Source organism: Pantoea sp. M_10, assembly GCF_008631515.1.
Classification (GTDB): domain Bacteria; phylum Pseudomonadota; class Gammaproteobacteria; order Enterobacterales; family Enterobacteriaceae; genus Pantoea; species Pantoea anthophila.
The window spans coordinates 286775-310646 of the sequence record NZ_VWUL01000001.1 but is presented as its reverse complement, the minus strand read 5'-3'; the positions used below and the strand labels follow the sequence as shown (position 1 = coordinate 310646).

The following is a 23872-nucleotide window of genomic DNA, read 5'->3' as shown; positions in this document are numbered from 1 at the left end:
CGGCTTTTTTGACTGTCGTGCTGAGATGGTGCGGGTGCGCCCCAGCGGCTGACCTGTCAGGCAGCAGAAACGTCCGCGGTGCCGCCCTCAGTGTCAGCCACCAGCGGTTTTTCCGGCTGCAGCAGCGTCATGGCCAGCATGCTGCCAAAGGCGATAAGCGCCGTCACGGTGAACATCGCGTTATAGCCGTAATACTCCGCCAGCCAGCCGCACAGCATCGGTGAGATAATCGCCGCCAGATTGGCAATCGCCAGCGTCATGCCGCTGAAGGTGCCTACCGAGGCTTTCGGGCTGACATCGATCACCACCGACCAGTAGACATTATTCACCAGCGCATTGAGTGCGTTGCCCAGGGTCATCAGCGCAATAATGCCTGCGGCCGACTGCATATAGGGGATCGCCATAAAGCAGCAGGCGGTGCCGCAGAGCGTCACGGCGGCGAACAGGTTGCGCGCCAGCCGCAGGTTATGGAAGCGCGCCAGCAGCGCGTCGGCGATGCGGCCGCCCAGCAGGACCGTCAGGCAGGCACCGCTCCATGGGATCATCGCCACGTACCACAGCGAGTGCAGATCGTAGTGGAAATTATCCTGCAGATATTTCGGCATCCAGGTCACCAGCGTGAAGGTGATGTAGAGGAAGGAGAAATAGCCCAGCGCGTTGCAGACCAGCGTCCGGCTGGTGAAAAAGCGCCACCAGGGCAGCGGCACACTGTCGGCCGCGCTGCGGCGCTGCCCGGCGTGGATCAGCGCGCGCTCGGCCGGATTGGTGGCGGCGCTCTTTTCCGGGCTGTCGCTGAAGGTCCGGGCAAACAGCGCCATCGCCAGCAGGGAAAAGACCCCCAGCAGAATAAACATCATGCGCCAGTCATGGGTCAGCAGCAGCAGGCCCACGGCGATTGGGGCGGTCAGCAGCGCGCCGACCTGGGTCGAGAGCAGGCCGATGCCCAGCGCAAAGCCACGCTCGTTGTCGGGTGCCCAGTGGGCAATCGCCTTGTTCATCAGCGCGTAGGCCGGGCCTTCGGAAAAGCCGAACAGAATGCGCAGGGCGGCAAAGCCCATAATGGCTGAGCCGCCAAACAGTGCCATACCTAGCTCACCCGCCCAGGCGGTGGCGATCTCCAGTAACGACCAGAGTACGCCCGCCAGCAGCCAGACTTTTTTGGTGCCGATGCGGTCAGCCAGAAACCCGCCGCACAGCGAACCAAACAGATAGCCAAAGCCAAAGTAGCCCAGCACGGCGCCGAGCTGCACCTTACTGAAATGGTATTCTGCCGCAATGGCGTTGGCTGCAAATGAGAGGGCGCCGCGATCGATATAGTTAATCAGCGCGATCAGGAACAGCAGTGAAAATATGGTGTAACGGTAACGGCTGGGTGTCATCTCACTTCTCCTGATTGATAGTTTCAGGAGATCTGAAGCAAAATTGATGCCGGAAAAGCGCATCGCCCGGCAAAGCCCGGCGGGCCGGGGAGCCCGCCTGCCACATCAGGCAGTGATCGCGCTAATTATTCGCCTGCGCATCAATGCAGTGCAGCCACTGCCTGCCGATGGGGAGTCTCAGGCCGCGTTATGGTGAGTCGTGCTGACATGTGGCAGTGGAACCACGACCGCGACCACCGCGGCATCAGAACCCGGCTTTGCCGTTGGCATTTCGCCAACGTGCTGCAGGATCTGCTGCTGATAGGTCGCATCTTCCACCGTGGTCTGTTCACCCAGCAGTACGCCCGCCTCATTCACGTTTTTGCCTTCGACTTTCATTTTATGTGTGGCGCTGGCCAGCATCCACTCATATTCAATATCAACGTGTCCGCTATCAATACAGCGAATACCGTGCTGACTTAAATCATAGGCCAGCACGGTAGCGGTCGGGCCTAATGAAATTAAGACCAGATCAAAGCTGACCGCCTGCGCTAATACCGTGTCAAAAAGACGATCGTAAACGGAAAAGGCATTACGGTTCAGCGTGGTAATACGTTTCACCTCCAGGGCACCATCCAGTAAATCGTTGCCTAATCCCAGACGCGTTCCGCTGCCTTCCACAATTAATACCCGGCGGTTCTGATAGAGCTGTTTAAATTTATCAAATATCGTCCGGGATAACTGTTTGCCTTTATAGTCGTGATAAGGGCGGGTCACGGAGGTATTTCCATAGCGGTACTGACTATTCAGCAGCGCGTCATAATGCCTGAAATAAAAGGATTTATGGAAGAACCAGAACAGGGCCGATCCACTGCGCATATTACGGGTGGTGCGAAAGGCATCGGGCAGGCAGATCAGACAGTTCGGGTTGGCCTGCAGATCCTGCTGCAGCAGGGCCTTGAGCCGCGCAGAGAGGTTCGGATCAAAGGGCTGAAAGCCGATGTTTTTATACCAGGTCATCTCCAGTTCACCGTCACCATAACGGGCCAGCGATAATTGAGGATTACGCAATAACAGGTCAATCGTCTCTTCTATCGACATAACAGAATAACGTTTTACCCGCGCCTCGGCGGCAGGGTAACGAATCGCGGCGTGTATAAATTTAAACGGAAAACGAAGCTTGCGATAAATCGCATTCAATGCGGACATAATTACCTGCCTGAGTTATTGCTGCATGAAAAAAATCCTGCCTGCTGGCCGGATAAACTGGAAAGATAATGCTGATATATATCACAGATAAATGAAGCGGCAGTCTGCGGAAAATCTTAAATCGTTTTCAGTGTCTGAATCCCTTCGTTAATTAATGTATCCGTTATTTTTTTTACTGACCGGGTAAGCAGAGCTGGGATAAATAAACCCCCGATGTAACCGGCAAAAAAATTATCATGCCGTGCCAGTCGGGATTATCTGTCTGGTAAATCATTCTTAACAGAACCGTTGCCGATATTAGCAATAAGATTAAACCCTGAACAGGGATTAAAAAGCATTATGATTATTTGACACTCCTTTTAATTCAGCGATGACGCATAAGTGAGCATTACTGAAGCCCGGCTTGTCTGATATTTCTCCACTTTTGAACAAAAGGTGCGATAACCTGCGGCCTGAGGTTAATTTATTGTGATGAATATCGCGTTATTGTCCCTTCCGGAAGCAGAAAAAGCGGCAATACCGGTCTGGATCGGGTGCGGTTAAATAAAATTCATTAATGATTTACGTCTGTACACGTTTTTACATATTTCATGTGTAAGTTAAAATCTCGTTGAAATTATGTTTCACGTTTAACGTTTCTGACGCCGCTAATGACCCGAGGAAGGATCATGATCAATAAAATAACCAGTATAATCACGGTGATATTTGCTGTTGCCCTGATTTACATGGGAGGACAACTCCTGCTGGCAGGAGGCAGCGCATTTTATGCGCTGATGGGTGTGGGCGTACTGCTCAGCGCAGTTCTGCTATGGATGAAAAAACGCAGCGCGCTGACGCTCTATGCGCTGCTGATGTGGATCACACTGTTCTGGATGATCCGGGAAGTGGGCTTCGATAAGTGGCAGTGGATCCCGCGCGGGGATCTGTTCGGGGTGCTTGGCGTCTGGCTGGCGCTGCCCTGGGTGGTACGTCCTCTGTTTCAGGGGCAGCGCCGTTTTCATCCTTTTCTGGGCGGCTCGGTTATTGTGATGCTGCTGCTGGTCGCCGGCCTCTGCTTCTACGATCCGCTGCCGCAGCAGGGCACCATCACGACAGCACGAAACAGCTCCGTCAACGGCGGCGCGGATGAGGAGTGGCGCGCCTATGGCGGGACAGCAGAGGGTCAGCGTTTTTCGGCGCTGAAACAGATCACCAAAGATAACGTGAAAAATCTGGAAGTGGCGTGGACCTATCACACCGGCGATCTGCGTCAGGAGGGCGATGCCACCGAGTACACCTTTGAAGCGACGCCGCTGAAAGCTAATGGCATGCTCTACTTCTGTACGCCGCACAACGAAGTGCATGCGCTTGACCCGGAAACCGGGGCGGTGAAATGGAAAGCCGTCCCGGATAAAAACCGCTCCTGGCTGCAGCAGCATCAGACCTGTCGCGGTGTGAGCTACTTCGATGCCGGTCAGCTGGTGCAGCAGGCGACGGAAAGGGCACCGGCCCTCTGCCGCAAGCGAATTTTTAACGCCACCACCGATGCCCGCCTGCGGGCGCTGGATGCCGACACCGGCAAACCCTGCGCTGACTTCGGCAACAACGGTGAGGTGGATCTGCGCGCTAATATGGGCGAGCTGCGCCCGCACGCACTGATGCAGACGGCCGCACCGCTGGTGGCCGGTAATCTGGTGATTGTGGGGAGTTCGGTCATGGATAACGGGTTCAGCACCGGCAATCCGTCAGGTGTCATCCGTGCCTATGATGCGGTCACCGGGCGTCTGGTGTGGAACTTCGATCCGGCTAACCCGGAAAAGAGCGCGCCTGTTGCTGATGCGGTCATCTATCCGCAGGATACCCCGGTCGCCTGGGCAACCCTGAGCGCCGACCTGAAGAACGGCCTGGTCTACGTACCCTTTGGTAATGCTTCACCGGATGAAGTTGGCACGGCTCGCGATCCGGCCAGCAATACCGAGAAATTCCGTGATGCGCTGGTGGCGCTGGATTTGAAAACCGGTGCTTTCAGATGGCGTTATCAGAGCGCGAACCACGACCTCTGGGACCGCGATAATCCGTCGCAGCCCTCGCTGGTGGACATCAGCTACCAGGGCAAGCCACAACCGGCGGTGATCCTGCCGACCAAAACCGGCAATCTGTTTGTGCTGAACCGTCTGACCGGCGAGCCGGTTTATCCGGTTAAGCAGGTGAAGGTCTCCACGGACGGTATCCCGGGCGAGCAGTATGCGGCAACCCAGCCGGTTTCCGGCCTGAACTTCATTCCGCAGCCGCTGACGGAGAGCGCCATGTGGGGCATTACGCCGTTTGACCAGATGGCCTGCCGCATCACGTTCCGTGAGCTGCGCTATGATGGCAATCCGTGGACGCCGCCAACGGAGAAAGGATCGCTGATCTTCCCCGGCAACATCGGTGTCTTTAACTGGGGCTCTGTCGCTGTCGATCCGCAGCGTCAGATGCTGATAGCGACCCCGGTGCGTCTGGCCTACAAATACAACCTGATTAAACGCACGCCGGAAACGGAAACGCAGCGAACCTTCACCAAAGATGGCACGCCATACTGGAATGAGAACTTCCACGGTGACTACGCGATCCATATTCAGCAGATGGCTTCCGGGCTGGGCATTCCCTGCATTGCGCCGCCGTGGGGACGGATGGTGGGGGTGGATCTCACTACCGGTAAAACCGCGTGGCTGCGCCGCGTCGGCACCACCAAAAACCTGAAGACCAGTTTCCTGCCTGGCCGCTTCCCGCTGGGATTCCCGATGGGCATGGTGGCGCACGGTGGGCCGCTGCTGACGGCGGGTGATCTGGTGTTCCACGGTGCGACGGCGGATAACTTCTTCCGTGCTTACGACAGCACCACCGGCGAACTGCTGTGGCAGACGGAGCTGAGTGCCGGTGCGCAGGCCACGCCATCGACCTTTATGGGTAAAGATGGCCGGCAGTATGTGGTGATTGCGGCGGGGGGGCATGGCTCGCTCGGCACCACGGCGGGCGACAGCGTGGTCGCTTTCCGCCTGAAGTAACCTCAGAGACTGAGCGCCATACGGGCGCTCAGTCTCTCCCCGGTTTTGTCGGTGACTTTCTTAGTCGCCGACCTTCACTACGGTCTTGCCGAAGTTTTTGCCGTTCAGCATATCGATAAACGCCTGTGGCGCGTTCTCTAATCCCTCAATCATGTGCTCGCGATAGTGGATCTTTTTGCTCTCCACCAGCGGCGTCATCGCCTTCAGAAACTCAGGGTAGCGGTCGCCGTAATCCTGGAAGATGATAAAGCCCTGCATACGGATACGACGCTTCAGGATACCCGCCATGATCAGGGAGGTTCTGTCCGGGCCTTCCGGCAGCTCGCGCTGGCTGTATGCCGACACCAGACCACAGACCGGCACGCGCGCGGCGGTGTTCAGCAGGGGGAACACGGCATCAAAGACTTTACCGCCCACGTTTTCGAAATAGATATCGATGCCATCCGGGCAGGCGTTCTTCAGCTGCTCTTCAAAGTCAGCACTGTGGTGGTCGAGGCAGGCATCAAAGCCCAGGGTTTCGATGGCATAACGGCATTTTTCTTCACCGCCCGCCACACCGACCACGCGACAGCCTTTCTGTTTCCCCAACTGGCCCACCGTTGCGCCGACCGGACCGGTTGCGGCGGCGACCACCAGGGTTTCACCGGCTTTCGGCTGGCCGATGTCCATCAGGCCCATATAGGCGGTAAAGCCTGGCATACCGAGAATGCCCAGCGCCCAGGAAGGGTTGGGCAGGTCGTTGCCCAGCTTCGCGATCTCTTTGCCATCGGAAACGGCATACTCCTGCCAACCATTCTGCGACAGGACCCAGTCGCCTTTCTGAAACTCGCTGTTTTTTGATTCAGCCACCTGACAGACGGTGCCGCCCACCATCGGCTGATCCAGCTCTGCTGGCGGGGCGTAGGATTTCCCCTCATCCATCCGGCCACGCATGTAGGGATCGAGCGACAGGTAGATCGTCTTCAGCAGAATTTCACCCTCTTTCAGTTCCGGCACGGGCTGCGCCACATGGCGGAAATTCTCTTTGGTCGGCTCGCCTTGTGGGCGTGAAGCCAGTAACCAGGCGTGATTCTGAGGCGCGTGTTCAGTCATATTGTCATCCTTTTATGGCCTGGCAATGCACAGGGCATCGCCGTATGAATACCGGAAAAGTGTAGATGACGGAGAGGGGAATGCCTTTAGCACGATGAGCGGCAGACCGTTCCCCTCATCAGCGATTGCAGCGTTGCGGGCGGGGTGACACAGCGTCTGTCAGGCGATGACGGCCCCTTGCCCGGACGGCGTGATATTCACATTCGCTTGCAAAATCGCGCCCTGATTAAACTGCTTCGCGCGATTCTGCAGCGCATCCGGGGCCACGGGACGGGCGGATGAGTATGATAGAACTCAGTAAACAGAGAGGAGAGAGAACCATGCACATTCAGCACATGCGAATCGCACGGCCGGTTACCAGCCTGACAGAAATGTCTCAGCGCTATTGTCACGGGTTAGGATTGCAGAAAATCGGTGCCTTTACCGACCATGAGGGATTCAGTGGCGCGATGCTGGGCGCGCCGGGTCTGGCCTGGCATCTGGAATTTACGCAGTCACTTACGCATCCCCTGACGCCGTCACCGTCGCAAGAGGATCTGCTGGTGCTTTACCTGCCGCATCGGCCTGACTGGCTGGCCCGTTGCGCCGCGATGGATGAGGCAGGATTCCGGCGGGTGCCTTCTTTTAATCCTTACTGGGATCGGCAGGGCGTGACATTCAGTGACGATGATGGTTATCGTGTGGTGATTCAGCATGCAGCCTGGCATGTCGAAAGCTGATCTTTTAATGAAACGGAGTGTCCCCTGAACATACTTTGCTTCCACACCGCGGCCAGTAACATTGCGATTTTCGATGCTGCTGCCGCCTCGCTGGCGCGTCACACCCCGCCGCTGAATCATCTGGTCATGCCTGCACTGCTGGCTGAGGCCGAAGAGCGCGGCGGGATGGACAGTGACTTACGTCTGCGGATGACCCGCCTGATCGAGGGACTACTGCCGCAGTTTGATGCCATTCTGATCACCTGTTCGACGCTGGCCCCGGTAGCCGACGATTTCCCCGTGCAGGAAAGGGTCATGCGCACCGACAGAATGCTGGCGGAGGCGCTGCATCGCCAGGCGGGGCCTGCGGTGGCGCTCTGCGCGGCAGAATCGACCGTGGCGGCCACCCGGGCGCTGTTCTGTCAGCCCGGCACGCAGGTGAACACAGAGCTGGTGGCGGGGGCATGGGATGCCTTTAAGGCGGGTAACACGACCCGCTATTTTGACCTGATTGCGGCGGCGACAGAGCGGGCCTATCAGCAGGGCGCGGTGGCGGTGGCTCTGGCGCAAAGTTCAATGACGCCGGTGGCGCAGCGGTTTCCCGCCGCGCAGCGTCCGCTCACCGGCCCCGATCTCGCGCTGCAGGCCTGCTACGATCTCAGATAACGGGGGGGTACGGCAGCCTGGTTTCGACGAGGGCGAAATCATGGATGCCAGGACCATCATGCTGCTGCAGCATCTGCGGCTGAAGGGCATTTTATAAGTTAACCGGCAGACCCCTGTATAAGCGGTCTGCCGGGAAAGGCTTACTGATCCTGGGTCAGAATGCCTTTTACGTCATGCGGTTCGGAGCGCAGATACTGAGGTGGCACCTGCACCTTGCCATCCAGCGCGGCGGCCGCATGCCATGGCCAGCGCGGGTCGTAGAGGATCCCGCGCGCCAGAGCCACCAGATCGGCTTCGCCCTGTTGCAGCAGATCCTCGGCCTGCTGTGGCTCAGTGATCAGGCCGACCGCGATCACCGGAACGGAAACCTGCTCACGGATATCGCGGGCAAACGGAACCTGGTAATTAGGGCCGACGCTGATTTTCTGATCTTCCGACAGTCCGCCGCTGGAGACATGGATATAGGCGCAGTTCAGCGCTTCCAGCTCACGCGAGAAGGCGATGGACTGGTTGATTTCCCAGCCGCCTTCGACCCAGTCCGTCGCGGAAATGCGAACGCCTACCGGCAGTGAGGCCGGAACCGCGTCACGAACCGCTTTGAACACTTCCAGCGGGAAGCGCATACGGTTCTCCAGCGATCCGCCATACTCATCGGTGCGCTGGTTCGACAGCGGAGAGAGAAACTGATGCAGCAGATAGCCGTGCGCGGCATGGACTTCAATAAGATCCAGCCCCAGACGCTCTGCACGCAGGGCGCTCTCCACAAAGGCCTGCTTCACCCGGGCCAGGTCATCGGCGTTCATCGCGACCGGTCTGACTTCATCCGCGCTGTAGCTCACGGCTGACGGGGCAATGGTCTGCCAGCCGCCGGCATCCGGTGCAATCTGTTTGCCGCCTTCCCAGGGCACCGCGCACGACGCTTTGCGTCCGGCATGGCCCAGCTGAATGCCCACCGGAATCGAGGAGTAGCGGCGCACATCCTCCAGCACCGTTTTCAGTGCGGCTTCATTCTCATCATTCCACAATCCGAGATCGCCGGGAGAGATGCGGCCGATGTCTTCGACCGCCGTGGCTTCGATAATCATCAAGCCTGCCCCGGAAAAAGAGAGCTGACCCAGGTGGATGCGGTGCCAGGCTGTGGCATTACCGGCTTCGGCTGAGTACTGGCACATCGGCGCAATCACAATGCGGTTATCCAGCGTAAGGTCGCCCAGTGAGACAGTGGAAAAAAGTTGGCTCATGTGATCTCCATGGTGTTATGACGAATGTGACAGGCAATAACTATAGCGGGGGATTGAGGAGACCGTGGGTAATGCAACGTGACATTTTGTGATTGTGTCCCGGTTCAGACCCTGCTGTGACAGCCACAGGGTCTGAAGCGTAACGTTACACCTGCGCCATTCCGCCATCAACAAACAGTTCTGTCGCATTGATAAAGCTGGCGGCATCTGACGCCAGGAAGGCAACGGTTCTGGCCACCTCCTGCGGCTCACCCAAGCGACCCAGCGGTATCTGCGCAGCCAGCGCATCAAACAGGTCCTGACGCTGATCATCACTGACCAGCCCGCCCAGGCCCGGAGTACGGACAGGGCCGGGACTCACCACATTCACCCGGATGCCGCGATCTTTCAGATCCAGCGCCCATGAACGGGCAAAGTTGCGCACGGCGGCTTTACTGGCGCTGTAGACACTGAAGGCCGCGGTACCCTGAGCTGAGGCGGTAGAGCCGGTAAGAATAACCGACGCGCCATCAACCAGCAGTGGCAGCGCTTTCTGTACCGTAAACAGTACGCCGCGTACGTTGGTGTCGAAGATACGATCGAAATGCGCCTCTGTGATCGCCCCCAGCGGCAGCATGTCGCCCCCGCCGGCGTTGGCGAACAGGATATCCAGATGGCCCGACTGTGACGCAATCCGGGCATACACGTCGTCGAGATCGTGCAGCTGTGACGCATCGGCCCGGATACCGGTGACCGTTCCACCGATGTCCGCGACGGCGGCTTCCAGTTCCGCCTGACGGCGACCCGTAATAAAGACCTGCGCGCCCTGTGACGCCAGTTCCCGTGCGGTGGCCAGGCCAATTCCGCTTGTTCCGCCTGTGACCAGGGCAATTTTTCCTGCGAGTGATGCGCTCATAAAGTCGTCTCCGGAGTCGGTCAGTGAATGAGGATAAGCTTCCCGGTCAGCGTCGCTGCCGGACAGGGGGCCACTGTAAAAGAGCGGGATTGACGGATAAATCCGCTAAAATGAAAATGACTATCCACACGGGTGGACAATAGGGGCAGAGAATGGATCAGTTGCTGGCGATCAGAGCTTTTTCACGGGTGGTAGAGAGCGGCAGTTTTACCCGTGCCGCAGATACGCTGAACATGCCGAAAGCGACGGTGAGCAAGCTGGTGCAGGAGCTGGAGGCGCATCTCTCCGTCAGGCTTTTACAGCGCACCACACGGCGAGTGACCGTGACTGCGGAAGGGCGGGAATATTATGAGAAGGCGCTGCGTATTCTGCACGACCTTGAGGATGTGGATGCCTGTTTTAATGCACTGCGCAGTAAGCCACGCGGGCAGTTACGCATTGATGTCGGTGGTTCGACTGCCCGGGACGTTCTGATTCCGCTGCTGCCCGATTTCTTTGCCCGCTATCCTGACATAACGCTGGATCTCGGCGTTTCGGATCGTCCGATCGACCTGATCAGTGACAATGCTGACTGTGTGATCCGCGGTGGTCCGCTGATGGACTCCTCACTGATCGCCCGTCTGATTGGGCACGCCACGCTGATCACCTGTGCGACGCCCGCCTATCTGAAAGCCTTTGGCGTACCGGCCTATCCGGATGAACTGCGCAACGGTCACCGGCTGGTGAGCTATCTCTCTCCGCAGACCGGCAGGCCATTTCCGTTTCGGTTTGAACGTGACGGGGAAAAAATCGAAGTAACCAGTGCGCATCGCATTGGCGTCAATGAGAGCAACGGGCATCTGGCTGCGGGGCTGGCCGGGCTGGGGATCATTCAGACGTTCAGCTATTCGCTGTCGTCGATTCTGCGGCAGGGTGAGATGGTGGAGATCCTGCGCGACTGGCGTCCTGCCGGGTATCCGTTTCATCTGGTTTATCCGCAGAACCGGCACGTCACGCAACGCCTGCGGGTGTTTATCGACTGGCTGGTGGCCTGTTTTCCGGCGCGGATAGCGGGAGAGGCCCAATCCGGCACCTGAATGCCGGATTGGGCAGAATCAATCAGTTGCCGCGATAGGTTGAGTAACCAAACGGGCTCAGCAGTAAGGGAATATGGTAGTGTTCACCGCTGGCTTCCATGTTGAACTCCACCGGGATCTCCGGGAAGAAGGTTTTCTGGCTGCTCTTCTTATAAAAATCACCGGTTTTGAATACCACGCGATAGCTGCCGGCGCTGGCCGTTTTGTCCTGCGGGAACAGGGCGCTGATGCGGCCATTGTTATCCGTCACGCCAGAAGCCAGTTTCACCCAGTTATCCTGCTGCTTCTGATCCAGCTCGACTTCAATGCCCGCGGTGGGCTGACCGGTCTGCAGGTTGAGCACGTGTACGCTCAGTGGATTTTTCGCAGCGGCAGGCTGAGCGGCGACAGCAGATGCGCCAGAGGTCATCAGTAAGGTGGCAATCAGAGCCGTTGTCTTTTTCATCAATGTTTCCTTTATTGACTGTTGGAGTGCGTGTTGTTGTGCTGAAGCGTAATCGAGCTGAGGCGAAAGGGACATTTAACGGCGCTAAATGTGAAATTTCCCAGAAGTGCATGCCTTTTTAGTTACATCATACATTCTCTCTCATTACCTGAGTTGAGCTCTGTGCTGAAGTCGCTAATCAGGATGAAGCGGCGGCCAGAAGGTATGTAAAAGGAGAGGGCAGCAGAATCGCAGGCCGGGAAAACAGTGACAGAAAGCGTGAAAGCGTGAAAGCGTGAAAGCGTGAAAGCGTGACAGCGTCACAGAAACTCTTCAGGTGTCAAAGATCCATTCTGTTGCAGCTCCCGGATTGTAGCCCCTGGCGGGTGATAAAATCCAGCTGATTCAGAGAGATGAGACGATTCAGGGCCATGCTCACCGAACGGCCCGTAAACCACGCGGTTTGCGTCATCAGGCTGGTATGCCTGCGCGACACACGCTGAATGCATTGCCTGTCAGGGCGTCATTTGCGCCCGTTACTGAACTGGCCGTGAAAAAGAATCCATTGCCAGCAGAGGTAGCCAGGATGCATTTACCCAGGATCTTACCGGCATCTTTATCCGCAAAGCAGCAAAGTCACGCACGCACGCCAGAAGCGCTGGCTTTCAGGGACGCCGGGAATAATGGTGATGGCTGTGAAAAAAGAATCATCCGGGGAGGTGGGCGTTTTTCGGAGAGTGCGAAGACCTTGATAAGCCTTCAGTGCAGGCAGCACAAAACAGTGGAAGCGAAGAATCGCCTGATGTTCATCAGCAGACGTGCCGGAAGATGAATACACGGAAAGATATCGTCTCTAAGGGAATTGCCGGTATCGGGTTGACCGGGAATCATAATTGCCTCATCGGGCGGGCAGGAACGAAGTCGGCAGCAGCATGGCAGGGAACGAGATAACGCAGCCACAGCCGTTATCAGATATCCTATTTAACATAATATACATTATACGCATCTTTTCCATTATCAGGGTTGGGCTTCGCTGTTTACCTTCCGGCACCGATCCTGGCTGTTTTTTGCCTGGCCGTAATTCTCTGTGCAACTCAGCCTCATCTTCTCACCGCCACGCATCCGCTTTTCTGAATGGCTTATGGTTTGCTGCGCATCCGTCCGGCATTCTCTTCGCAGCCTGATTCACTCACTCTCTTCAGTGCCCGATGCCGAAGATATCACATCCGGCTTCATCTTTACGGCTAAGTGAATGAATTGAGCGCTCACGACATATTGCGCGCTCAGTTTTTCAATCGCTCTCCGCCTTGCTCTTGATTGTGCGTCTGGTCTGCACATCTCTGCGCTTTGCTCGTTTAACGCCATCCGGCGGCTTTCCGCACTCCGCCAGAGACGTCGCTACGTGAAAATTAGCGCTCTTATCAGGGCTGACGGCCACAGAAATGCTGTAAATGCGTCTCCTGAACGCCTGCTTTTTACTCTCGCTCAGCGGCGCGAACAACGCCTGCTCCTGTACACGTCCGCGCATCGTCATGATAAGGCCTGCCGCATCGGCCGCGCCTGTTGATGACCTGCAGAGATCGGTCAGAGACAATCGGTTTTGATAAGACGTTTACGGGAGAAAAAACAACATAACATCCCTGCTCTGTCTGTTCAGTAATCAGCCTTACTGGTTTATTAAAACCGGCCAGAGCAGCCAAACGTCAATGCGCGGCAATTATTTTATACAAAAGCTGAATAATCATTTCCTGCGTAAAATTAAATCTTGCCGCCAGTGATAAACATGGTTCCGGGCGAGATGCGATCGCTGCGCCTGATGCTGACTTCACGCGATGCGCTGCCCGCCGGTAAAGAGAGCCTCTTCTGGCTGAATATTTACCAGATTCCGGCGCTGAAAAAAGCGCCTGACGCGGCTGAACGCAGAGTCGTGCTGCCGCTGCGAATCCGGCTGAAGATTCTTATCCGGCCTGCGGGACTTCAGGCGCCTCAGGCGACCGACCCGGAAAAGCTTCGTTTCACCGTCACGGGAGATAAAATCACGATAACCAACCCGACGCCCTGGTTTATGAGCCTGAACGTCAAACCTGAAGGTCAGGCAGCGATTAAAAACCTGATGATCGCCCCGCACGCGGAACTACAGGCAGAGAGTCAGGCCGCGCTCTCTCCCGGAACGGCGCTCAACTATACGGTTATCAACGACCAGGGCATTCCGGTTAACTACACAACTGTCCTTAAGTAAATGTTTTGCAGGACAATGGCGTCCCGGCACGCTAAAGTTGCCTGTTTCGGTTTGCAGTCTGGATGAGGGAAAATGAAACGTTTATTTGTTTACGGCACGCTCTGCCCTGGACGTGAAAATGCGCATATCCTGGAGAACATCGGCGGAGAGTGGCTCGCCGGTTCCGTCACGGGCACCTTCTATGAACGCGGCTGGGGGGCAGCGGCTGATTTTCCTGGCATTATTCTGGATGAGCACGGCCCGCAGGTGCCGGGTTTTCTCTTTACCTCCGATAAGCTGGCGGCTCACTGGCCGATGCTGGATGCGTTTGAGGAGGGCTATGATCGCGTCGAAGTGTGCGTCTCTACCCACGATAATCAGCAGCTCAGCGCCTGGATCTATCAGCTTCAGCCCCGTGAACAGTGCTGATACCCCCTGTTCTGCAATTCGCGCCCTGCTTCCGGGCGCGATTCTGTCAGCCCGCTTAGTCTGATCCCCCTCTCTTTTCTGTCAGTCCTGATAAACAGGCATGATGCTGAATTTCAGTTATAAAAACAGATCTAATGTATGATGTAACTAAAATAGATTGCCGTTAAGACCTGTTCCGGGCCACCAGCCTCTTCAGACCACCAGCCCGCATTTCTGCCCTTTCATTCCGGCCAGCGCTGATGCGGAAACAGCGAAACCCGGATGTTAAACAGGTGGATCAGGGGCGCGACTGCCTCACTATCCTGCCGGGCCAGGGTCTCCAGACGCAGCAGCAGCAGATCAAGCTCCTCCAGCAAATCCTGATGCGGTTTTAACTGCAGTGACTTCATCTTGCGCTTCAGATAGAGCCCCAGCTCGTGAAACATCTGCCCGCTATCAATCCCATGCCGCTCCAGCACCTCGCGATAGCGCGCATAAAAGTCATAGCAGTTCGCCCCCAGCCAGGTTTCCGTAATCAGATAGCCCCCCACCACGATATCCGGCACCGGGTCGAGCCGTTTCCGCGGCAGAATGATATTCACCCTGTCGAGCATGCGTGCAATAAACTGCTGCCGTGACAGCAGCGTGGCGGCGTTACGCTCCACCATTTTGATAAACCCTAACAGATCGCGCAGGCCGCGCTGTACCGCTCTTCGCGCTATCCACGAAGGCCGTTTGTTGCGGATCAGCGCCGTCAGCACAACGGCAAACATAATCCCCACCATCGAAGAGATCGCCGCATTCAGGGTAACGATAAGATTGGGCACGAAGTGGTGACTCAGTCCAATAAAGCCGGGGATCTGAATCGCCACGCTCAGCCCGATCAGGTTGGTGGCCGGATTCGCAATCACCAGGCTCAGCAGCATCAGACCGGGCAGCAGACAGATCATCAGCGCCTGTAAGGTGTTCGCCTGCGGGATGAGAAAAGCGATGTAAAACAGGCTCACGACCAGCGCAATCATCACCCCTTTGACAAACAGCTTCATCGGCGTCACCGGCGAATCGACACCGGCAAAAAACGAACTGATAATCGCCGCCATCAGCGGTGCATTCGCCCCGTCGGCCCAGCCGCTGCCGATCCAGAAGAGACTGGAGAGAAAGGTCGCCAGAAAAGCCGTCAGCGCCGACAGCCTCAACAGCCCTTTGTCGATATGGCGATGCTCACGGATATTACGGATAGCCGCCCCGTCGCCATGACTGTAGAGATCCCCGGCACGGGCGCTGACATTCTCATAGGCATCGGCAATGCGCACAAAGTTGGCCAGCCGCTCCAGCAGACCAATCAGCAGCAGGCTCTCTTCGGTCGCCAGCTCCCCTGCCCGCCACGACTGCTCAAGGCTGGCCTGCCCGGCATTGATCGCCTCACGCAGTCCGTTGATGTCATTGACGCGATCGTGATGCAGCCATAACAGAAACTGCTGGAACACATCGGTCACGCACGCTGGAAAACGAATGTTCAGCTCCGCCAGTACGCCCAGCCGTGACTCAATCGCGGTGAGCGTCGGCAGCAGATAGGTCAGATGCTGATACTGCACGCTGACCAGACGGATGACGTTACGCGCCGCCTCCCCCTCATAGACACAGTGGGTCAGCAGTGTTTCAACGTTCAGCGGATAACCGGCCATCTGAATCAGGATATCTTCCCGCTCCAGCGATTTGTTCTTTGCCATTCCGCTGATCAGCTCATCGCATAGCCTGCGCGCGTTCTGAAACCAGAGATTTACGCTCTGGCCGAGCAGATGATGCATCGACACCGGAAACACCAGCCGGTGAACCAGGGTGCTGCAGAGAATGCCGAGCGTGATCTCCTCAATGCGTGAAATGACCGTATTGATAATGGCTGACGGCGTATCCACGTCGGGAAAGCCCATAATGGCGGCGCTATACCCGCCCAGCATAAAGATGTAGCTCTTCGGCGTGCGGTCATGCAGGGAGAGATAGAGGCAGACCGTTACCCACAGTGACACGCAGAGGCTGAACAGAACCGGCGACTGCACCGTTTCGGGGTAGATCAGCAGAATAAAGAGGCCCCCCAGCAGCGTACCCAACAGACGAAACAGGGATTTCGACACAGTTGAGGCCGCATAGAGCTGTGAAGTCACAAAGACGGTCGTGAGCGCCCAGGCAGGTTTTTCGAAGTTAAGAAGCAGCGCCACAGAGAGTGCAATAAACGCGGCAAGAGAAGTTTTGCAGGCAAACAAAACCGCGTTTTTGGTAAACCATTTCATCGAATGAGAGCAACCAGGAGCTTTCTGAGGCGCGTATCCTGACAGATGCGCCTGCGTTTTACTCTCAGTTAACTTATACAAATTATTACCGGCCTGACGGGGCCGGTTTCAGGGGAGACAGGTCTGTTTCGGGCGGGATGAAAAGCGGTTAGCGACGCGTCAGCGCCAGACGGATGCCCAGCCCGATAAAGGTGGCACCCACCACCCGATCGAGCGCCTTCTGCAGAGTCTGATTCTTCGCAACGGCGCCGGCGGCACCGCCTGCCAGCAGGGCAAACAGCACATCCGTTATCAGGCCCGTCAGCGCATAGGCCAGACCCAGCAGCAGAAAGGAGACGGCATGATGATCGCCCTCCACCGTCACAAACTGAGGAAAGAAGGCGATGAAGAACAGCAGCACTTTGGGATTGGTTATTGAGGTAATAAAGCCGCGCAGCAGCAGCTGACGGGTTTCGGTCTGTGCGACCGCCTCCACTCCCTCCGGTCTGACGACGTGACGGACGCGGAACGTCGCCACGATCATCTTCGTCCCCAGATAGATCAGGTAGGCTGCGCCCGTATATTTGATGACGGTGAACAGCAGCGGCGAGGCCGCAATCAGCGCCGTTAAGCCCAGCGCACTGGCAATTGCATGCGTACAGCTTCCCAGCGCCACGCCCGACGCCGAGAGAACACCGGCCTGTCGCCCCCGAGCCACACTTTGTCCGACAACATAAGCGAGATCGGGGCCCGGCGTAATGCAGAGCAGCACCACCGACGCCAGAAACAGCGGAAAATGAACAATATCCAGCATGAAGACTCCTGACAGCAATAAGATTTAACCTTTCGTTAACTTATCAGCCCGGACGCCCTTTTCCAAATGCCATCATCCTCTTACCGGTGCGCGCGCTCTCCATCACGTTCTGTGCCGTAACCGCTCCAGCATGATCAGTGAGTGACTGAAAATGGCGTCGGCGATGTGCTGCGGAAAATCGGCGGGCAGCGCATCCCGCACCGAGATTACCGCCTGGGGAAAGGCCCGGATAAAGAAGTCAAAGATCTCCTCCATACTGGCCGGATCAAAACTGACGCGCTTTGCCGTGGCGATAAAATGGCGCGGATAGATTTTGTCGATCGCCATCTTTTTACCCTTGGTGGCGCACAGCCCCATCGCCAGTTTCAGCGCCCGCTTGTTGAGGCCGGTGCCACCCAGTACCGGGTAGGCTGAGATGACGTCATAAAATGGCGTCAGCCGGTAACTGCCGCCGCGCTCAATAAACAGGGAGAAGTTTTTTGCATGGCCATCGGTTGCGCCGATCAGCCACTGGAAAACCTGAAACTGCATAAAGCGGTAGCGATCCGCTATCGCCTGGCTGGAGCCCATCAGCAGCTGCATGATCGTCTCTATGCCCGGCCCGCCGTCTGACTCATATTTGGTTGAGGATGGCAGCCCCAGCGCCTGGCAGATATCCTCCTGCGGCAGCCGGATCAGCCGGGTCTTATCGCGGGACCAGCGCCGGTCAAACCGCTCCACCGCCAGCGCCCGCATCGCCCCGGCGCGGATAATGGTCGCCTGCGGCACCGCCATTCCCAGCGCCCGGGCCAGCGCCAGACAGAGATACTCATTCTCCACGCTTTCGCGCATATCCAGGGTGGCGGCAGGCTGCTTAATCTCCCCGATGGGCAGCTTGATGATGTGGGAGGTGGGCGTCGCCCCGGCCGGAATGCTCCAGCCCTCATCGGTCAGCAGCAGGGCCGTTTTCTCCTGCGCGCCGGCCACCGAGATGCGAAAATCGGTCTCTTCACGCAGCATCCCCAGTGGAATGTCGGACTGATAGGCCGACAACACCTTCTCCAGCCGCGCCTCATCCAGCACCTCATAGCGTGCCTGCAGAGGCGGCAGCGGCATCTCCGGCGGCAGCAGCATGGTCGCGCCGACGCTGTCTCGTCCCACCTCCTGCAGCAGATCAAACGGCTGGCGGGATTTTATCTGATAGCGCGCCACAATCCGGTCACGGATCGCCGGGCTGTCAGGCAGCAGGTTATCGAAAAAGTTAATCACGGCGGCGGAGGTGATCGGCCTGACCTGCAGCGGCATAGAGAGGGAAAGGGGACGCGCCAGCGGACTACGCAGCCAGCCTGCATCATACTCAAACTCATGTGCGCCGTTTCGCTGCCGGGTCAGCACCCCCACCCGCTCGCCGTTCATCCAGGCCATCAGCTTCTGCATCACCAGTCATCCTCGCCATTGAGTGGCGCTGGCGCCGGTGTCGCTTTTTCCTGAACCTCCAGGCTCAGCTCCAGCGACTGCAGCAGCTTAAACAGCGTAGCCAGTGAGGAGCTGTCAGGTGCATTTTCAAAGTGAGAGATCGTCGCCTGCTTCAGGCCCACTTTTTTTGCCAGCTCACTCTGGGTCCAGCCGTTGCGCTGGCGGATAAGTTTCAGCCGGTTTGCCAGCTGAATCGGACTATATATCATGGGTGACTCCTTCTGGATCACAGAGGGTAAGCATAGCGCAGCCGTATTATCCCCGAAAGGGTATAAATGTGTTTTTATCCTCTTTAAGGGATAAATTGCCCTTTATACCCTGAAGAGGATAAAGAGAGTTTTATCCCTTATGAGGGATAATTCAGGACGCAGAATCCACGGAGAAAAGAGGAAGAGAATGAGCAGATTCAGCATCACCCATCAGATCAGCGAGCAGGACCGCGAAGCACTACTGGCGGGACTCGGCGGGTACAACCGGCAGTTTATCCAGACTGAGAACTGGGGGCCGCTGTCGGTCATGCATCGCGACACACAGGGGACATTACGGGGCGGATTAATCGCGTCCCGCAAAGGAAACTGGCTCTGTATCGATTTTCTGTGGGTGGACGAGACGCTGCGGGGCAGCGGTCTGGGCAGTGAACTGCTCAGCGCGGCGGAACAGGCGGCGGTGACGGACGGATGTCTCTGTGCGCTGGTGGATACGTTCAGCTTTCAGGCGCTGCCGTTCTATCAGAAGCAGGGATATCAGCAGCAGATGTCCCTGCCCGACTTTCCGCAGACCGGCATGCAGCGTCACTATCTGACGAAGAGACTCCGGCCGGCATAACCACACCGATCCGCATCGCGCTGGCGTGACAGGGTCACAGCCCGGCGATGCGGCGCAGGTCGGCTTGGGCACCGGGTGCCACGGCAAGAACCTGCGCACCGCGGGTAAGGCGGTCGCCTTCAGTATTAAACGGGTGATACCAGCCGCCCGCCTCTTTCACCAGGCAGTAGCCCGCCAGACAATCCCAGGCGTGCATATAGGGCTCGTAGTAACCCACCACCCGTCCGGCGGCCACCCATGCCAGCATCAGCGCGCCGGAACCCAGTCGGATAAAGTTACCGCCTGCCGTCAGCAATGCGGCCACGATCTCGCCAACCTGCTGCGGGGTCACGTGACTGTTCGCCCCGAATCCGGTGACGTGGTTTTGCAGCGTGCGCGCCGGATCGACGGCCAGACGGCGGCCGTTGAGCGTCGCGCCCTGCCCCAGCGCCGCGACGTAGCATTCATCATAGAGGGGGGCAAAGATCACCCCGATGACTGGCAGGTCGCCGCGCAGCACGGCCACCGAAACACACCAGTTTGGCATTCCGTTCAGAAACGGGCTGGTGCCATCGATAGGATCGACCACCCAGGTGTAGTCCGATGCTCCCGGCTGCAGACCGCTCTCCTCACCCAGAAAACCGTCATCGGGAAAGGCGGCGCGGAGATGGGCCGCGATCTGCTGCTCCACGTCACGATCGGCAATCGAGACCACATCCTGCAGATCATATTTGGTTTCCACCACCAGCGTCTCGCGACGGTTAAAGTAGGAAAGCGCGGTCGCGCCGCCTTCACGGGCAACGGCCTCAGCGACAGCCAGACGCGCCATTATTTCATCATGTGATGCCATGCCAGCTCCTCAGTTTTAATCAGATTCGTGCGCGATCAGGGCCAGCCCCTGCGCCCTGAAGTTAACGCCAACCGTGGTGGCGAGCGGGAGACGCTGCTCCATCAGCGGATCGATAATGAACAGCGCGCCCATTTCAGTGGCCACTTCATATTCGATATGGTCACCCAGCCAGGTACTGTGGGTGATCTCCCCCTGCAGTGCCCCCTGTCCGTCGCCGGAGAGGGTTATGAAGCGGGGCCGCACCGCCAGCTGAGCCGGGCCGGTCCGCACTCCCGCACCGGGCAGCCGGAAGCGCTGCGTGCCGAGACGGACCAGCGCCTCTTCCGCGCCGGCCTGCTCTACCTCACAGGGTAGAATGTTCGCTTCCCCCATAAAGTCCGCGATAAAGACCGAACGGGGGGAATGGTAAAGCGTCTCCGGCGTCCCCTCCTGAGCAATATCCCCCTCTTTCATGACAATAATCTTATCGGAGACCGCCAGCGCCTCCTCCTGATCATGGGTGACATAGACCGCAGTAAAGCCGAGCCGCTGCTGCAGATCGCGGATATCGGTGCGCACCTGACGGCGCAGACGCTCATCCAGATTCGACAGCGGTTCATCGAGCAGCAGCACCTGTGGCTCCAGCACCAATGCGCGCGCCACCGCAATGCGCTGCTGCTGCCCGCCGGAAAGCTCCGAGGGCAGCCGCTGCCCCTGACTCTCCAGCCCCACCAGCTTCAGCCCCTCACGCGCCCGATCCTGCGCCTCGCGCCGGCTCATCCCCGAGGCGTTCAGCCCATAGAGAATGTTGTCGAGGGCGTTCATGTGCGGAAACAGCGCGTAGGATTGAAACACCATCGCCACGTCCCGCGCGTTGGCGGGCAGATGGGTAACATCCTTACCACCTATCAGGATCCGGCCCGCGTCAGGGTGCTCCAGCCCGGCCAGCAGCCGCAGCGTGGTGGTCTTGCCGCAGCCGGAGGGCCCGAGCAGCGTCACCAGCGTGCCGGGCTCCACGGTGAGTGACAGATCCGGCACCGCACTGAAGCCGGCAAAACGTTTTGAGACATGGTCAAAAACCACCGATCCGGCCTGATGTGTCGTCATACGGTGCTCTCCTGAGTCAGGGTGGATGCAGAGGGAGTGGCGGCGAGGGCCGCCGGTCGGGTGACACGGCGCAGGCGGCGTTCGCCCACCAGCAGCTGGAAGAGACCAATAATCAGCAGCATCACCAGGATCAGGACCGAGGAGTAGGCAATGGCGACGCCATATTCACCGTTCTCCACCAGCCCGACAATGTACGAGGTCGCCATGTTATACTGCGCGCTGACCAGGAAGATCACCGCGCTGATGGAGGTAATGGCGCGCACAAAGGCATACACCAGCGCCGCGCTGATGGCCGGTTTCAGCAGCGGCAGCACCACCTTGCGCAGGGTACGGAAACTGGTTGCGCCCAGCGTGAGTGACGCTTCATCCAGGCTTTTATCCAGCTGGCTCATCGCCGCAATGCCGCCACGCACCCCGACGGGCATGTTACGAAAGACAAAACAGGCAATCAGGATCATCGCGGTGCCGGTTATCTCCAGCGGCGGCAGGTTATAGGCCATGACATAGCTCACGCCGATAACCGTACCGGGAATGGCAAAGCTCAGCATCAGCATGAACTCAAAGGTCTGCCGTCCGGCAAAGCGCTGACGCACGATCAGCCAGGCGGTCAGCAGCCCGACAATCGCCGTGAGGGGGGCCGCAATCAGGGCAATCTCCAGCGTCGTCCAGAAGGAGTTCCACGCCACGCCCTGCCACACCAGCTCCCCCTGAGTGAGGGTGACACGGAAGGCGCGGATGTAGTGATCCAGCGTCAGGCTGTTGTCGAGCCCCCAGGAGTGGACAAAGCCACCAATGAGGATCATGCCGTAGATCACCAGAGTAAAGAGCCCCCATGGGATCACCATCCCGTATACGCCAAATCTGACCGGACGCGGCAGCATGGCATGACGGCCGCCGTCGCCTTTCCCGGTGACGGTGGTAAAACTTTTCCCGGCAAGCCAGAGACGCTGCAGCAGAAAGGCCGCCAGCGTGAAGGCCAGCAGGATCATCGCCAGCACCGCCGCGCGGCTCGGGTCGTTTTGCGCGCCGACCACTGAAAAGAAGATCTCCGTAGAGAGCACGCCGTGACTGCCGCCCAGCACCATCGGATTGCCGAAGTCCGCCATGCTTTCGATAAAGCTGATCAGAAAGGCGTTGGCCAGCCCCGGAGCCATCAGCGGCAGCGACACGCGGGAGAAGGTCCGCCAGCGGCTGGCTCGCAGCGTCTGCGACGCCTCCTCCAGTGAGGGACTGACGCCCTCGACCACCCCGATCAGCACCAGGAAGGCCACCGGCGTAAACGAGAGCACCTGCGCAATCCAGATCCCGGTCAGCCCGTAGAGCCAGCGTCCCGGCGCAATGCCGAACAGCGACGCCAGCGACTCGGTGACCACGCCAGAGCGGCCAAACAGCAAAATCAGCGCCAGACCGATGACAAACGGCGGCGTGATAATCGGCAGAACGGTGAGCATCCGCAGCGCTTTCTTACACGGCAGTGCCGTGCGCGTCGCCGCCAGCGCAAACGCCAGCCCCAGCAGCGTCGAGCCGCTGGCCGTCATCAGCGCCAGTCCCAGCGTTCGCCAGGCCGTCCCGCAGTTGCCGCCGGTAAAACAGCCGAGGCTCCAGATGGCCGGGTCCTGCAGGCTGGCGATCAGCCCATCGGGTTTAAAGCTGCCATCACTGTCCTGCACCGCGGCGACAAACAGGCTGAGCACCGGATAGAGCACGAAGGTGGTGACCAGCGCCACCAGCAGCACAATTGCCGCCACCACAAAGGCATCGCCTTTCAGGACACCGCGCTCTGCCAGCGCAAAGGCAAAGATCAGCAGAAAAACGGTCAGCAGCAGTAAGGCCCCCGCGCCCATGGCGGGCTGTCCCTGAGCCAGCGGCCCGGTAAGGTGCTCCAGCCACAGCCAGTTCCAGCCGCTGAAACCAATGGCATGCCCCTCCAGCAGCAGAAACAGGATGCCGGAGACGCTGAACAGCAGCAGCAGCGTGCTGCGGGTCCGGCCGGGAGGCAGAAAGGCGCAGGCGGTAACGCCTCCCCACAGCGCCACGGCGACCAGAAGCCAGGGCTGCTGACCGAGCTGCCACAGGGCCGGTGCACTGTTCTCCTCCGCAGAACGAAAGAGCCAGTCACCCGCAAAGAATCCCTGCTCCAGGCTGTACCAGGGCAGCAGCGTCAGGGCCACGGCCCCCGCCAGCAGCGCGCCGGTTAAACGGCGATTGTGCGCATTCATACATCACCTCGATTGGAGAAGCGGACAACTGGCTGATGCCACCGCAGTTCGGCCCGTGCCCGGCGT

Annotated in this window: 20 protein-coding genes; 7 read left to right on the top strand and 13 right to left on the bottom strand. The window is 58.3% G+C overall.

From position 1 onward, the window contains the following. Positions 1–56 precede the first annotated feature (56 nt). Entirely contained in the window at positions 57–1379 is a 1323-nt protein-coding gene (locus F3I47_RS01495; RefSeq protein WP_150029590.1) for an MFS transporter, read from the bottom strand. A gap of 177 nt (positions 1380–1556) precedes the next feature. Continuing rightward, positions 1557–2567, bottom strand: a complete 1011-nt coding sequence (locus F3I47_RS01490) for a GT-D fold domain-containing glycosyltransferase (RefSeq protein WP_150029589.1) — start codon at positions 2565–2567, stop codon at positions 1557–1559. Positions 2568–3235: 668 nt separating this feature from the next. Here F3I47_RS01490 and F3I47_RS01485 point away from each other — a divergent pair. Continuing rightward, complete coding sequence (locus F3I47_RS01485) at positions 3236–5593, top strand: membrane-bound PQQ-dependent dehydrogenase, glucose/quinate/shikimate family (protein ID WP_150029588.1); 2358 nt, start codon at positions 3236–3238, stop codon at positions 5591–5593. Between the two features lie 60 nt (positions 5594–5653). Here F3I47_RS01485 and F3I47_RS01480 read toward each other — a convergent pair whose 3' ends face one another. Further along, positions 5654–6685 (bottom strand): NADP-dependent oxidoreductase, encoded by a 1032-nt coding sequence (locus tag F3I47_RS01480; protein ID WP_150029587.1) that lies wholly within the window; start codon positions 6683–6685, stop codon positions 5654–5656. A 320-nt stretch (positions 6686–7005) separates the two neighbouring features. Here F3I47_RS01480 and F3I47_RS01475 point away from each other — a divergent pair, with 320 nt between their 5' ends. Together F3I47_RS01475 and F3I47_RS01470 are read left to right on the top strand one after the other, a co-directional pair. Beyond that, on the top strand, positions 7006–7404 hold the full coding sequence (locus F3I47_RS01475) for a VOC family protein (RefSeq protein ID WP_150029586.1): 399 nt from the start codon (positions 7006–7008) through the stop codon (positions 7402–7404). Positions 7405–7530: 126 nt separating this feature from the next. Continuing rightward, positions 7531–8049, top strand: a complete 519-nt coding sequence (locus F3I47_RS01470; RefSeq protein ID WP_150029585.1) for a glutamate racemase — start codon at positions 7531–7533, stop codon at positions 8047–8049. A gap of 140 nt (positions 8050–8189) precedes the next feature. Here the strand turns inward: F3I47_RS01470 and F3I47_RS01460 are convergent, their stop codons facing one another. After that, positions 8190–9290 carry an NADH:flavin oxidoreductase/NADH oxidase gene (locus F3I47_RS01460; RefSeq protein ID WP_150029584.1) on the bottom strand — a complete coding sequence of 367 codons (1101 nt, stop codon included), beginning with the start codon at positions 9288–9290 and terminating at the stop codon, positions 8190–8192. 145 nt (positions 9291–9435) lie between these two features. Beyond that, the gene (locus F3I47_RS01455; protein WP_150029583.1) at positions 9436–10185 is read right to left on the bottom strand and encodes an SDR family oxidoreductase; all 750 of its coding nucleotides are present in this window, start codon (positions 10183–10185) and stop codon (positions 9436–9438) included. 152 nt (positions 10186–10337) lie between these two features. Here F3I47_RS01455 and F3I47_RS01450 point away from each other — a divergent pair, with 152 nt between their 5' ends. Beyond that, on the top strand, positions 10338–11261 hold the full coding sequence (locus F3I47_RS01450; RefSeq protein ID WP_046101829.1) for a LysR family transcriptional regulator: 924 nt from the start codon (positions 10338–10340) through the stop codon (positions 11259–11261). 22 nt (positions 11262–11283) lie between these two features. On the opposite strand, the gene uraH is transcribed toward F3I47_RS01450, so the two are convergent. Beyond that, a complete protein-coding gene (gene uraH / locus F3I47_RS01445; protein WP_111208419.1) occupies positions 11284–11706 on the bottom strand; it encodes a hydroxyisourate hydrolase in 423 nt (140 codons plus the stop codon). A 1753-nt stretch (positions 11707–13459) separates the two neighbouring features. Between uraH and F3I47_RS01440 the strand changes: the two genes are divergently transcribed. Both F3I47_RS01440 and F3I47_RS01435 read left to right on the top strand, forming a co-directional pair. Then, positions 13460–13924, top strand: coding sequence for a fimbria/pilus periplasmic chaperone (locus F3I47_RS01440; RefSeq protein ID WP_255470336.1), 465 nt, complete (start codon positions 13460–13462; stop codon positions 13922–13924). A 72-nt stretch (positions 13925–13996) separates the two neighbouring features. Then, complete coding sequence (locus F3I47_RS01435; protein ID WP_140028550.1) at positions 13997–14332, top strand: gamma-glutamylcyclotransferase family protein; 336 nt, start codon at positions 13997–13999, stop codon at positions 14330–14332. Between the two features lie 221 nt (positions 14333–14553). On the opposite strand, the gene F3I47_RS01430 is transcribed toward F3I47_RS01435, so the two are convergent. The 4 genes from F3I47_RS01430 to hipB form a co-directional block, all read right to left on the bottom strand. Beyond that, positions 14554–16599 (bottom strand): FUSC family protein, encoded by a 2046-nt coding sequence (locus F3I47_RS01430; protein WP_150041122.1) that lies wholly within the window; start codon positions 16597–16599, stop codon positions 14554–14556. Positions 16600–16747: 148 nt separating this feature from the next. Then, positions 16748–17392 (bottom strand): LysE family translocator, encoded by a 645-nt coding sequence (locus tag F3I47_RS01425; protein WP_150029582.1) that lies wholly within the window; start codon positions 17390–17392, stop codon positions 16748–16750. A gap of 102 nt (positions 17393–17494) precedes the next feature. Further along, positions 17495–18808 carry a type II toxin-antitoxin system HipA family toxin gene (locus F3I47_RS01420; RefSeq protein ID WP_140925376.1) on the bottom strand — a complete coding sequence of 438 codons (1314 nt, stop codon included), beginning with the start codon at positions 18806–18808 and terminating at the stop codon, positions 17495–17497. Further along, positions 18808–19056, bottom strand: a complete 249-nt coding sequence (hipB, locus tag F3I47_RS01415) for a type II toxin-antitoxin system antitoxin HipB (protein ID WP_150029581.1) — start codon at positions 19054–19056, stop codon at positions 18808–18810. Before hipB ends, F3I47_RS01420 begins: the two co-directional genes overlap by 1 nt. A gap of 187 nt (positions 19057–19243) precedes the next feature. On the opposite strand from hipB, the gene F3I47_RS01410 reads away from it, so the two are divergent. Next, positions 19244–19672: an N-acetyltransferase gene (locus F3I47_RS01410; protein WP_058957943.1), complete on the top strand. Its 429-nt coding sequence runs from the start codon at positions 19244–19246 to the stop codon at positions 19670–19672. Positions 19673–19706: 34 nt separating this feature from the next. On the opposite strand, the gene F3I47_RS01405 is transcribed toward F3I47_RS01410, so the two are convergent. The 3 genes from F3I47_RS01405 to F3I47_RS01395 are packed head-to-tail and all read right to left on the bottom strand — an operon-like array spanning position 19707 to position 23806. After that, positions 19707–20501 carry an inositol monophosphatase family protein gene (locus F3I47_RS01405; RefSeq protein WP_150029580.1) on the bottom strand — a complete coding sequence of 265 codons (795 nt, stop codon included), beginning with the start codon at positions 20499–20501 and terminating at the stop codon, positions 19707–19709. Positions 20502–20516: 15 nt separating this feature from the next. Then, positions 20517–21587 carry an ABC transporter ATP-binding protein gene (locus tag F3I47_RS01400; RefSeq protein ID WP_150029579.1) on the bottom strand — a complete coding sequence of 357 codons (1071 nt, stop codon included), beginning with the start codon at positions 21585–21587 and terminating at the stop codon, positions 20517–20519. Then, on the bottom strand, positions 21584–23806 hold the full coding sequence (locus F3I47_RS01395; RefSeq protein ID WP_150029578.1) for an iron ABC transporter permease: 2223 nt from the start codon (positions 23804–23806) through the stop codon (positions 21584–21586). The genes F3I47_RS01400 and F3I47_RS01395 overlap by 4 nt, the downstream gene beginning before the upstream one ends. Positions 23807–23872: the final 66 nt, after the last annotated feature.